Origin of the sequence: Mannheimia sp. ZY171111, from assembly GCF_017750945.1 — a bacterium.
Lineage (GTDB): Bacteria > Pseudomonadota > Gammaproteobacteria > Enterobacterales > Pasteurellaceae > Mannheimia > Mannheimia pernigra.
In genome coordinates, this window is record NZ_CP046532.1 from 2,155,103 (window position 1) to 2,167,050 (window position 11,948).

An 11,948-nucleotide genomic window follows, 5' to 3' on the forward strand; every position below is an offset into this window, starting at 1 on the left:
TCCAGTAAATTCCAAACAATTTTTACCTTTAAAAGGCACATTAAATGAATACAGCATTAGAAAAAGGCAAATTTGTTTACCTCGATAAACCCCAAAATACGATTACCACTGCAGCCCACTGGGGGGCGTTGAATGTGACGGTGGAAAATGGAAAAGTGATTAAATCGGAGGGCAGTTTAGCGAAAAATCATCAAAATGAACTGCAAGATGTAGTCGCTGATCAACTTTATAGCCCTGTGCGTGTGAAATATCCGATGGTGCGTAAAGGTTACTTGGATGGCACCCCAGACACCACTTTGCGTGGACGTGATGAATGGGTTAGAGTCTCTTGGGATAAAGCCTTTGAGCTGATTTCAACCGAGATCGAACGTGTACGGCGAGATTATGGTAGCGAATCCATTTTTGGTGGTTCTTACGGTTGGTATAGTTGTGGGGCATTACACGCCTCTCGCACGCTATTACAGCGTTATTTAAATGTAACTGGCGGTTTTATCAACACCAAAGGGGATTATTCTACAGGTGCCGTTCAAGTAATTATGCCTTATGTGTTGGGCAATATTGAAGTTTACGCCCAGCAAACCAGCTGGCACACTATTGTTGAAAATACGGAATTATTGGTCATTTGGTCATCGAATCCACTCAATACGCTACGCATTGCGTGGACTTCCGCTGAGCCCGAAGGAATTGATTATCTGGCTAAATTAAAAGCAAAAGGCAAGCGAATTATCTGTATTGACCCAGTAAAAAGTGAAACCTGCCAATTTTTAAATGCCGAATGGTTGCCAATTAACACAGGAACGGATGTTGCTTTAATGTTGGGCATCGCTCATACCTTAATCACTGAAAACAAGCACGATCACGACTTTTTAACCAAATATACCGTAGGTTTCGAGCCATTTAGCGACTATGTACTTGGTAAAACGGACAATCATCCTAAAACGGCTCAATGGGCAAGCCAAATTTGTGGCATTCCTGCAGACACAATCCAAGCATTAGCCCACGCTTTTGTTGAAAACCGCACGATGCTGATGGCGGGTTGGGGCTTGCAACGCCTACAGCACGGCGAGCAAAGTCATTGGGCGTTAGTGACATTAGCCGCAATGCTTGGACAAATCGGCTTACCTGGTGGTGGCTTCGGGCTGAATTATCGCTATTCAACAGACGGTTTAAACACCCATTCAGGTGTGCGGATTGGTTCGATTAACGCAGGCAAACCAAACCCAGCAATGCCATTTTTCCCTGTTGCTCGCATTGCCGATGCGTTGCTCAAGCCAAATCAACCCTTTGAGTACAATGGACAAACATTTCATTACCCAAATATCAAATTAGTCTATTGGGCAGGAGGCAATCCATTTGTTCATCATCCGGACACCAACTATTTAGTGAAAGCGTGGCAACAGCCTGAAACGGTGATTGTAAATGAATGCTATTGGACGCCAACGGCCCGAATGGCAGATATTGTGTTGCCTGCCACCACGAGTTACGAACGCAACGACGTCACGGTTTCTGGTGATTATGTGGTGAAAAATATCATTCCGATGAAGCAAGTTGTGCCACCGCAATTTGAAGCGAAAAACGACTATGATATTTTTGCAGAACTAGCGAAACGAGCAGGCAAAGAAGCTGAATTTACCGAAGGTAAAAGCGAAATGGAGTGGCTGCAAGCGTTCTACCAAATTGCCTTTGAAGCAGCAGAAAAAATGAATAATCCCTTACCAACATTTGATGAATTTTGGGCAGAGAACAAAGTGCTCAGTTTTGATACTGAAAATAAAAATAGCTTTGTTCGCTATCAAGATTATCGTCACGACCCGATTAAGCACAAACTCGCCACGCCATCAGGCAAAATTGAGATTTTTTCTGAAACTGTCGCAAAAATGAATTATGACGATTGCAAAGGGCATCCAACGTGGTTTGAACATCAAGAATATTCAGGCAAAACCACGACAGCAGAACCGCTGGCGTTAGTCACACCACACATTAAATATCGTCTGCATAGCCAGCTTGCGTACTCTTCTCTCCGCCAATATTACGAAGTCAATGGCAGAGAACCCTTGCTTATTCATACCCAAGATGCCGCTGCACGAGGCATTACAAGCGGTGATATTGTGCGAATTTTTAACAAACGAGGGCAAGTACTGGCTGGAGCGGTGGTAACAGATGGCATTATGCCAGGCACGGTTGCTCTTTACGAAGGCGGTTGGTACGACCCACAAGATCTTGGCTCAACATCACCACTTTGCAAAAACGGCAACCCGAATGTGCTGACTAGAAACGACGGTTCGTCCAAGCTCGGGCAGGGCAACGCCCCAAACACCACCACGGTGCAAGTCGAGAAGTTTGAGGGAGAAGCCCCGAAAGTGACGGTGTTTGAAGCACCTAGCTTTATTACGCTCTAAATAACCTACAAGCGGTGATTTTTTGTAAAATTTTTGCAAAATTTCACCGCTTGTAAGCTCTCACAATATGATATAGTAAATTATTTATCACTCTCTCTATTTAAATTTATGAAAAACAAATTTATTACCCTTGCTGCATTAAGCGGTTTATTTACCGTGGCGTTTGGGGCTATTGCCAGCCACGCATTATCAGCCCAATTAGTAGAACCCAAAGCATTAGGTTGGATTGATACAGGCATTAAATACCAAATGTTCCACACTCTTGCCATTTTTGCCTTGGGCTTATTCCAAATTGCCAATGCTTCGCAAAATTCGCCCGCTTGTAGAGCAAAAGCCTTTAATATAATTGGCGATAGTTGGGCGTTAGGAATTTTATTATTTAGCGGAAACCTCTATCTATTAGCCTTGGGAATACCAACAATCCATTGGCTAACGCCAATTGGTGGGCTGAGCTTTATGCTTGGCTGGGTGGTGTTAATTTATATCAGCGTGAGACGTCGAAATGTTCAATAAATTAGCCCTATATTGCCGTGCTGGTTTTGAAAAAGAAGTGGCTGGAGAAATTAGCGATAAAGCCGCTCAACTTGGCATTTTTGGTTTTGCTAACCTCAAAGAAAACAGCGGTTATGTGATTTTTGAATGCTACCAAGCAGGGGAGGCGGATAAATTAGCTCAACAGTTAAAATTCGAGCAATTGATCTTTATTCGCCAAATGGTCGTGGTGGGGGATTTGCTGCAAAACTTACCCGAAAATGATCGAATTTCGCCGATCTTGGCACAATATGCAGAGTTAAATCCTCGCAACAGTTCGGACGTTTTAGTGGAAACGCCAGACACCAATGAAGCCAAAGAATTATTAACGTTCTGCCGAAAATTCACCGTACCGTTGCGTTCTGCATTGAAAAAACAAGGCTGGCTTGGCAAAGCTGAAACGGCAAAGGGTAGTGTCAGCTTGCATATTCTGTTTGTTCGCTCAGGAGCTTGTTATGTGGGATATGCTTATAATCACAATAAATCGCCGTTTTTTATGGGCATTCCTCGCTTAAAATTTCCTGTCGATGCACCGAGCCGCTCAACACTGAAATTGGAAGAAGCTATCTTAACGTTTATCCCACCAGCGGAAGAGAAAAAACGTTTTAATGATACGATGACAGGAGTAGATCTTGGTGCTTGCCCAGGCGGTTGGACGTATCAACTGGTGAAGCGTGGTGTATTTGTGTATGCGGTCGATCACGGCAAAATGGCAGCCAGTTTGCACGATACAGGACGAATTGAACATTGCCCTGAAGATGGTTTTAAATTCCAGCCACCAAAACGTAAATCTGTAGATTGGCTAGTTTGCGATATGGTCGAACAACCGATTCGGATTGCTAAATTAATCGCAAAATGGCTAATTAACGGCTGGTGTCGAGAAACCATTTTTAATCTAAAACTGCCGATGAAAAAGCGTTATCAAGAAGTGCAGCTGTGCCTAAATTTTTTGGAAGAGGAACTCACAAAGCAAGGGTTTTGGTTCAGCATTCAAGCAAAGCATTTATACCACGATAGAGAAGAAATCACCGTACACATTGCGGTGCTAGGAAAATCGGAAAGGCATCATTAGAAAAATAACCTACAAGCGGTAAAATTTACACAATTTTTTGCAAATTTCTTGTAAAATCAGACCGCTTATTATTGTCGTACACACATAACAAAAAAGGAAAAAAGATGGCATTAAAAATTGGAATCGTAGGGGCTGGTGGCAGAATGGGACGCCAATTAATTCAAGCCGTTCATAATGCAGAGGACGTTGAATTAGGTGCTGCTTTTGAGCGTAAAGGCTCATCATTAGTTGGTAGCGATGCAGGTGAACTAGCTGGTGTTGGTGCGTTAGGCATTATGGTGTCTGACGATGTAGCAAAAAACGTAGCGAATTTCGATTTGTTAATTGATTTTACCCGCCCTGAAGGAACCTTAGAACACATCGCAATTTGCGTTGAAAATAAAAAGCAGATGGTGATTGGTACAACAGGTTTTGATGATGCAGGCAAAGAGGCAATTAAAGCGGTGTCTAACAAAATCGGTATCGTGTTTGCTTCAAACTACAGCGTGGGCGTAAATTTAGTGTTCAAACTGTTAGAAAAAGCAGCGAAAGTAATGGGGGATTATTGCGACATCGAAGTGATTGAAGCGCATCATCGCCACAAAGTGGACGCTCCATCTGGCACGGCATTATCAATGGGGGAACATATTGCGAAAACCCTTGGGCGTGATTTAAAAACGCACGGCGTTTTTGAGCGTAATGGTATTACTGAACGTAAACGTGATGAAATTGGCTTTGCCACCATTCGTGCAGGCGATGTAGTGGGCGAGCATAGCGTTTGGTTTGCTGATGAGGGAGAGCGTGTAGAGATTGCCCATAAAGCCTCTAGCCGTATGACATTTGCTAATGGTGCAGTGCGTGCTGCAAAATGGTTAAGCACCAAACAAAATGGCTTATTTGATATGACCGATGTACTTGATTTAAACAATTTATAATTGAAGGATAATAAAAATGACAACGTTCAATAATATTGAAACCACATTAGTACAAATTGGTAACCGCACCGACCCAAGAACAGGGGCGGTTGCAATGCCAATTATTTTATCGACTGCTTATGGGCGTGATGGGCTAGGCGAATCAACGGGCTGGGATTACACACGCACCAAAAACCCAACCCGTGCCGTGTTAGAGCAGGGTATCGCTGATTTAGAAGGTGGCGATGCAGGCTTTGCAATGGCATCGGGAATGGCAGCAATTCAGCTAATTATGTCTTTATTTAAAGGCTCTGATGAATGGATTATTTCAAGCGATGTATATGGTGGATCATACCGCTTGTTCGATTTTAGCCATAAAAATCACCATACATTAAAGCCTGTTTATGTAAACACCGCAGATTTAGCCGCGATTGAAGCCGCAATTACACCCAATACCAAAGCGATTTTTGTTGAAACGCCATCTAATCCATTAATGGAAGAGTGTGATGTTGCTGCAATTTCTAAAATTGCAAAAAAACACAATTTAATGTTAATTGTAGATAATACATTTTTAACACCCGTATTGTTCCGCCCAATTGAATATGGTGCTGATATTGTTGTGCATAGTGCAACCAAATATCTTTCTGGCCACAATGATGTATTAGCGGGTTTAATTGTGGCAAAAGACTCTGAAGCCACTAAAGTAAATGGTCAAAACTTAACAGAGCGTTTATTCTATTTCCAAAACTGTGCAGGTGCGGTGCTTTCGCCATTTGATTCATACCTTGCGGTGCGTGGAATGAAAACTTTGGCATTACGAATGGAGCGTCATCAAGCTAATGCAACAGAATTAGCCGCATTTTTAGCCGAGCAACCTGAAATTGACAGCGTATTATATTCAGGTAAAAGCGGTATGTTATCTTTCCGCTTACAAAAAGAAGAATGGGTACCTAAATTCCTTAAAGCAATTAAATTAATCACTTTTGCGGAAAGTTTAGGCGGTGCAGAGAGTTTCATTACTTATCCAGCAACCCAAACCCATATGGATATTCCAGAATCAGAACGTATTGCTCGTGGCATTACCAACACCTTATTGCGTTTCTCCGTTGGTTTAGAACATATTGAAGATATTAAAATGGATTTACTACAAGCATTTAAGCAATTAAGCTAAATCCCAACAAAAAATACAAGCGGTCATTTTTGTAAAAATATGTGCAAATATGATCGTTTTTTAGAACTATAAATAAAAGGAAGGTAGTTAGTAGTTAGTAGTTAGTAGTTAGTAGTTTTTATAGAATAATTCGTTACCTTTATTATTTATTTAACATAATGTTGATTATGCGAAATTATTAGAGTGGTAAAAAACATTAATCAAGCTATCATTATCTAGATACAGCCTCAGTTTTGTTGTACTCGCAAGCTCCGTGCTACTTTTTACTTGGTGATTTTTTGAAGTCGTGCTGGGCTTCTTGTAGTCTTTTTTGAACTTCATTATAATGATTTCTTGTAGAAAGAGCATAAAATGCTCTAACTGTTCTAACCTCTTATCTGTTTCCTCTTTTGACTCAAAACGCTTTTGCTTAAAACGAACTTCTATTGAATCTACACCAATATAGATTCTATGTTCCTGCATTTTAAGTAGTCGGACAGTTTCAAAAAAATGTTGGGGAGTGATGTGGGAAAGGGTTATATCTGCCATAGTTTTGCTTGAAAACATTATTTGGTATTTGTTTTAGCAACATACAAGAAATGTATTTTTAAAGCCTCTAGCATTTCTGAATTAGGCTCTTTAGGATTTTCTAAACACTCAAGAATTCGCATTCGATCTTCAAGAGAAAGATTTAGAACAAGATTCGAACTCTTCTCTACTTTTTCCATTTTAATTATCTCATTAGATGACTTTCGCATAACCTGTAGGCCATTATGCGAATTTTTATTGAGGGTTATTATTTTGGGTTTATTCTCATTTTGTAATAAACACTTTCCATTTTAAACTAAGTTATGTTAGGCTTTAGCAACTTAAAATGACATAAGGAATTTGCCAAATGAATAGCATATTAGATAAAAAAATCAAATCTACTGCAATCCCATCATTATTATGTGATTTTTACAAAACCTTGCACAGAATACAATATCCAGAAGGTTCACAATTTTTATATAGCACCTTTACACCTCGTAGTAATGCAAAGGCTCCATTTCTGCATCGTATTGTTTCATTTGGTTTTCAAGCCTTTATTATGAAATACTTAATTCATTATTTTAATGATAATTTTTTCTCTCGTTCAGAATCTGAAGTTGTGACTGAATACACGAAATTTATTGCAGATACATTACACATTGAAGATTCTGGCGAACATATCGCACAATTACATCAATTAGGTTATTTGCCAATTAGAATTAAAGCTATTCCTGAAGGTAAATCAGTGGCAATTAAAGTGCCGATGATGACTATTGAAAACACGCATCCTGATTTCTTTTGGCTTACCAATTATTTGGAAACGTTGATTAATGTTTCGTTATGGCAGCCGATAACATCAGCCTCTATTGCTTTTGCTTATCGTAAAACATTAATGCAGTTTTCCGAGCAAACCTGCGATGATCATCGCCATCTACCCTTCCAATCGCACGATTTTTCAATGCGTGGAATGAGTTCATTAGAATCAGCTGAAACCTCTGGAGCTGGGCATTTAACCTCATTTTTAGGTACAGATACCATTCCTGCCATTTCATTTGTGGAAGCCTATTATGGCTCTAAAAATTTAATCGGTACATCAATTCCAGCTTCCGAGCATTCTGTAATGAGTTCGCACGGGGTTGATGAATTGCCAACCTTCCGCTATTTAATGAATAAATATCCGAATAATATGCTCTCTATTGTAGCGGATACTACCGATTTTTGGCATAACATCACGGTAAATCTGCCATTACTCAAAGAGGAAATTTTAGCTCGTCCAGAATCAGCAAAAGTTGTTATTCGCCCTGATAGTGGCGACTTTTTTACCATTATTTGTGGCGATGTTACCGCCGGAACCGAACACGAACGCAAAGGATTAATTGAGTGTTTATGGGATATTTTCGGTGGAACAATCAATAACAAAGGCTATAAAGTGCTTAATTCGCATATTGGGGCTATTTATGGCGATGGTGTAACCTATGAAAAAATGGTTAAAATTTTGGAGGGATTGGAAGCGAAAGGTTTTGCTTCAAGCAATATTGTATTTGGTGTTGGGGCTCAAACCTATCAACGCAATACAAGAGATACGCTTGGTTTTGCGATTAAAGCGACTTCCATCACCATTAATGGCGCTGAGAAAGCTATTTTCAAAGCTCCAAAAACCGATGATGGCTTGAAAAAATCGCAAAAAGGCCGAGTAAAGGTAACGACTTTAGAGAGTTATATCGATGGTTTAACTGCCCTAGATGATTGTTCTGATGATCTTTTAGAAGTGATTTTTGAAAATGGTAAATTGGTTAAAGAAACTAATTTTGATGAAATTCGTCAAAATATTGCTGAACAGTTCTAGTTAAAATAAGCGGTTGAATTTTATAAAAATTTTGCCAAAAATTTAGAAAATCCAACCGCTTGTTATTTTATATTACTTCGTTAAATCAATACGATACACCGCAAAGCCTGTTTCATCGTTTTCGACATATTCCATCGGATATTGTGCATTCTCTTTAATAAAGGCTTTTGCTTTTTCCGTCGGCGAGGTTTCAACGCGGATATCGAGTTTTACGGTTGAGTTGATGGATGCAATTCGCCAGTTGTTATCGGCTTTTGGACTTACTTGTCCGTGAGCTTTACTTTCAGAAGTAATGTAGTTTGCTAGCACTTGGCGGTTTTCATCAGGGGCTGCAAAAACAATATGTTTTTCACCCGTCCCTGGGAATTTAGCACCATAAGCTCGGTAGTTGTTTGTGGCAATTAAGAACTCTTGGTTTGGGGCAACCGGTTTACCTTCAAAAGTTAGATTAATTACACGGTGAGCGTTTTCATTAATTAACTTGCAATCGCCGTCATAACGGGCTGGTTGCGTTAAGTCAAATTGATAATTTACGCCATCAATCACATCAAAATTGTAGGTGCGGAAGCCTGTCCAATCTAGTAGATGTTGTGGTTTATCGCTCGTGGTATCAATTTGTTTGAACATACCTGCACTACATTCTAACCACTCTTTTAATTCTGCGCCGCTTACTTTAACAACCACTAACGTATTTGGATAAAGGTATAAATCTGCCGCATTACGGAAAGTTAATTTGCCTTTATCAACTTCGGTATAGCCCGTTGGATCATTTTTACGACCACCCGCTTTAAATGGTGCGCCTGCACTTAAAACGGCTAATCCTGCAAGTTCAGGTAAGCCTTTAACGACATTTTCTACATAAGCTTTTTGTGCTTGGTTTACAATTTGGATTGTTGGATCATCTTGAATTAAGGCGAGGTAGCTGTACATATTATCTGTGGCTGTACCAATCGGCTGAGCAACAAATTTACGGGTCTCTTCGTGTGTTTCTTTTAATAACGCCGCAATTTCTGGGTGATTTTCAACCGTAGATTTTTTCGCTTCAGCATCATAAATTGGACGTAGTTCTGCCCTGCCATCTACAACGCTCCATTTACCATTGTGTTGAGCTAAACTTAAATCAATCACGCTGATATTATTTGCCCAATAACCAGCCATACTTTGTGCTACACCTTTCATTGTGCCTTTTGCAATATCAGCATTTGGTGATGTGGCAAATTCTTTATTTGGGAACAGGCGGTGTGCGTGTCCAAAAATCACTGCATCAATACCTTTTACATCAGCAAGGTAAAAGGCGGCATTTTCTGCACCTTCTTGATAAGGTTCGTCAGATGGGCCTGTGTGAGCAAGGGCAACAATCACATCAGCACCCGCCTCTTTGAGAAGAGGAATATATTTTTGTGCTGTTTTGACAATATCTCGTGCTTCTACTTTGCCTTCAAGATTCGCTTTATCCCAAATCATTATTTGCGGTGGTACAAAGCCAATGTAGCCGATTTTGATCGTTTGCTCCATACCCTTTTCGTCAATGACTTTTTTCTCTTGAATATCATAAGGCTTGAAAAAAGGTTCATCTGTTCCAGGTTTAACAATGTTTGCATTAACAATGGGGAATTTTGCTTGTTTGATGGCATTGTCTAAATAAGCTAAACCATAGTTAAATTCGTGATTACCTAATGTGCCTGCATCATATTGCATCGCATTTAATGCCATAATTGAAGGCTCTGCTCTGCCCTCTTTTGAACCTTTGCTAGATTGGTAATCTGCAATTGGATTGCCTTGAATTAAATCACCATTATCAACTAGAATGCTGTTTTTCACTTCCTCTCTTGCTTGTTTGATTAGCGTTGCTGCACGAGTAAAGCCAAATTTTTCAGTTGGGGCGTCTTTGTAATAGTCAAAGTCTGTTAAATAACTGTGAATATCTGTTGTTGCAATGACACGTAATGCTGCTTTGCGTTGGGCATTTGCAAAAGCAGAGGGGGTTGTAGCTAATACGAATATTGCACTTGTACCGAGTTGAATAAACTTGCGTCTTTTAAGCATAAATAAATCTCCGAATGAAATAAAATTGTCAGTTGCAATATATTCTAGAAAAATAACCGCTTGTTTACTATATTTTTTTGTATTTATACTCTGTTATATCAAATTTTAAACACATTTTTGCCTTTCTTTTCACTTCAAGGATTTATTTTAGCTGCTGAAAGGTGTATCCTTTGTGGCTGAATGTACAAATAGAAATTTTTGTATTTTATTCAAAGTCATTTCATAAAATAAGGTAATTTCACCATGTCTAAAAACTTAATCTTAATCCTTAACTGTGGTAGTTCATCTCTTAAATTCGCTATTTTAGATCCTAAAACGGGTGATGAGAAATTATCAGGCCTTGCTGAGGCATTTAATTTAGACGATGCTCGTATCAAGTGGAAGTTAAATGGAGAGAAAGGTAACGCTGATTTAGGTGCAGGTGCAGCACATAGTGAAGCACTTACATTTATTGCTGAAAAATTATTATCTGATGAATTAAAAGCAAACATTGGCGCAATTGGTCATCGCATTGTTCACGGTGGCGAGAAATTTACTTCTTCTGTTTTAATTACCGATGAAGTCATTAAAGGTATTGAAGAGGCTGTTCAATTTGCTCCATTACATAACCCGGCTCATTTAATCGGTATTGAAGAATCTTTTCGTATTTTCCCTGAATTAAAAGATAAGAATGTGGCTGTTTTTGATACTGCTTTCCATCAAACTATGCCTGAGCACGCTTTCTTATATGCCCTTCCATATAAATTCTATAAAGAAAATGGTATCCGTCGCTACGGCTTTCACGGCACAAGCCATTTCTACATTACCTTACAAGTGGCTGAGATGGTAGGTAAATCAGTTGAGCAAACCAACGCCATTATTTGTCATTTAGGCAACGGCGGTTCTGTTTCTGTGGTGCGTAACGGTCAATGTATTGATACCTCAATGGGGTTAACGCCGCTGGAAGGTTTAGTAATGGGGACACGTTCAGGTGATATCGATCCCGCCATTATTTCTTTCTTATACAATAACTTAGGTATGTCAATGGAAGAAATTGATACTACTCTAGTTAAAAAATCAGGGCTTTTAGGTTTAACTGAGGTAACAAGTGACTGTCGTTATGCTGAAGATAATTATGATGATGCAAGCAAACCAGAAGCGAAACGAGCGTTAGATGTGTTCAGCTACCGTTTAGCAAAATATATTGGTTCATATATGGCAATTTTAGGTGCAGAGCACTTAGATGCTATCGCATTTACAGGCGGTATTGGCGAGAATTCAGGCTTAGTGCGTGAATTAACGTTAAATCATTTAAAATTATTCGGTATTAAGTTAGATAATGAAAGTAATCTTGCTGCTCGCTTTGGTAAAGAAGGCGTAATTACAAGCGATGACTCAGCATTTAAGGCTGTTGTTATCCCAACTAACGAAGAGTTAGTGATTGCACAAGATACTGCTAAATTAGCACTATAATGATTTACAGGGGCAGATATTCTGCCCTTTC

At 39.5% G+C, this 11,948-nt stretch carries 10 protein-coding genes; 7 read left to right on the forward strand and 3 right to left on the reverse strand.

Translation table 11 applies throughout. From position 1 onward, the window contains the following. Positions 1-44: 44 nt before the first annotated feature. The 5 genes from GM698_RS10360 to GM698_RS10380 all read left to right on the forward strand — a co-directional run bounded on the left by GM698_RS10360 (position 45) and on the right by GM698_RS10380 (position 6,066). Positions 45-2,399: a molybdopterin guanine dinucleotide-containing S/N-oxide reductase gene (locus GM698_RS10360; protein ID WP_176812567.1), complete on the forward strand. Its 2,355-nt coding sequence runs from the start codon at positions 45-47 to the stop codon at positions 2,397-2,399. Positions 2,400-2,507: 108 nt separating this feature from the next. Beyond that, entirely contained in the window at positions 2,508-2,912 is a 405-nt protein-coding gene (locus tag GM698_RS10365; RefSeq protein WP_176812566.1) for a DUF423 domain-containing protein, read from the forward strand. Then, positions 2,902-4,002: a 23S rRNA (cytidine(2498)-2'-O)-methyltransferase RlmM gene (gene rlmM / locus GM698_RS10370; protein WP_176808437.1), complete on the forward strand. Its 1,101-nt coding sequence runs from the start codon at positions 2,902-2,904 to the stop codon at positions 4,000-4,002. Before GM698_RS10365 ends, rlmM begins: the two co-directional genes overlap by 11 nt. Positions 4,003-4,106: 104 nt before the next feature. Continuing rightward, positions 4,107-4,916, forward strand: coding sequence for a 4-hydroxy-tetrahydrodipicolinate reductase (gene dapB / locus GM698_RS10375; RefSeq protein ID WP_209289414.1), 810 nt, complete (start codon positions 4,107-4,109; stop codon positions 4,914-4,916). A gap of 16 nt (positions 4,917-4,932) precedes the next feature. Then, a complete protein-coding gene (locus tag GM698_RS10380) occupies positions 4,933-6,066 on the forward strand; it encodes a methionine biosynthesis PLP-dependent protein (RefSeq protein ID WP_159630187.1) in 1,134 nt (377 codons plus the stop codon). A 165-nt stretch (positions 6,067-6,231) separates the two neighbouring features. Here GM698_RS10380 and GM698_RS10645 read toward each other — a convergent pair whose 3' ends face one another. Further along, positions 6,232-6,594 carry a hypothetical protein gene (locus tag GM698_RS10645; protein ID WP_245189271.1) on the reverse strand — a complete coding sequence of 121 codons (363 nt, stop codon included), beginning with the start codon at positions 6,592-6,594 and terminating at the stop codon, positions 6,232-6,234. A 17-nt stretch (positions 6,595-6,611) separates the two neighbouring features. Further along, on the reverse strand, positions 6,612-6,773 hold the full coding sequence (locus GM698_RS10390; protein ID WP_176808435.1) for an antitoxin: 162 nt from the start codon (positions 6,771-6,773) through the stop codon (positions 6,612-6,614). Between the two features lie 167 nt (positions 6,774-6,940). Here GM698_RS10390 and GM698_RS10395 point away from each other — a divergent pair, with 167 nt between their 5' ends. Then, positions 6,941-8,419, forward strand: coding sequence for a nicotinate phosphoribosyltransferase (locus GM698_RS10395; protein ID WP_209289415.1), 1,479 nt, complete (start codon positions 6,941-6,943; stop codon positions 8,417-8,419). A 72-nt stretch (positions 8,420-8,491) separates the two neighbouring features. Here the strand turns inward: GM698_RS10395 and cpdB are convergent, their stop codons facing one another. Next, complete coding sequence (gene cpdB, locus GM698_RS10400) at positions 8,492-10,465, reverse strand: 2',3'-cyclic-nucleotide 2'-phosphodiesterase (RefSeq protein WP_209289416.1); 1,974 nt, start codon at positions 10,463-10,465, stop codon at positions 8,492-8,494. Positions 10,466-10,708: 243 nt separating this feature from the next. On the opposite strand from cpdB, the gene GM698_RS10405 reads away from it, so the two are divergent. Continuing rightward, positions 10,709-11,917: an acetate kinase gene (locus tag GM698_RS10405; protein ID WP_209289417.1), complete on the forward strand. Its 1,209-nt coding sequence runs from the start codon at positions 10,709-10,711 to the stop codon at positions 11,915-11,917. The last annotated feature ends 31 nt before the right edge of the window (positions 11,918-11,948 follow it).

Excerpts from the sequence above, each read along its gene's own strand:
- dapB (WP_209289414.1), top strand. The coding sequence starts at position 4,107 with ATGGCATTAAAAATTGGAATCGTAGGGGCTGGTGGCAGAATGGGACGC.
- GM698_RS10645 (WP_245189271.1), bottom strand. The coding sequence starts at position 6,594 with ATGGCAGATATAACCCTTTCCCACATCACTCCCCAACATTTTTTTGAA.
- GM698_RS10405 (WP_209289417.1), top strand. The coding sequence starts at position 10,709 with ATGTCTAAAAACTTAATCTTAATCCTTAACTGTGGTAGTTCATCTCTT.
- GM698_RS10390 (WP_176808435.1), bottom strand. The coding sequence starts at position 6,773 with ATGGAAAAAGTAGAGAAGAGTTCGAATCTTGTTCTAAATCTTTCTCTT.
- cpdB (WP_209289416.1), bottom strand. The coding sequence starts at position 10,465 with ATGCTTAAAAGACGCAAGTTTATTCAACTCGGTACAAGTGCAATATTC.
- GM698_RS10395 (WP_209289415.1), top strand. The coding sequence starts at position 6,941 with ATGAATAGCATATTAGATAAAAAAATCAAATCTACTGCAATCCCATCA.
- rlmM (WP_176808437.1), top strand. The coding sequence starts at position 2,902 with ATGTTCAATAAATTAGCCCTATATTGCCGTGCTGGTTTTGAAAAAGAA.
- GM698_RS10380 (WP_159630187.1), top strand. The coding sequence starts at position 4,933 with ATGACAACGTTCAATAATATTGAAACCACATTAGTACAAATTGGTAAC.
- GM698_RS10360 (WP_176812567.1), top strand. The coding sequence starts at position 45 with ATGAATACAGCATTAGAAAAAGGCAAATTTGTTTACCTCGATAAACCC.
- GM698_RS10365 (WP_176812566.1), top strand. The coding sequence starts at position 2,508 with ATGAAAAACAAATTTATTACCCTTGCTGCATTAAGCGGTTTATTTACC.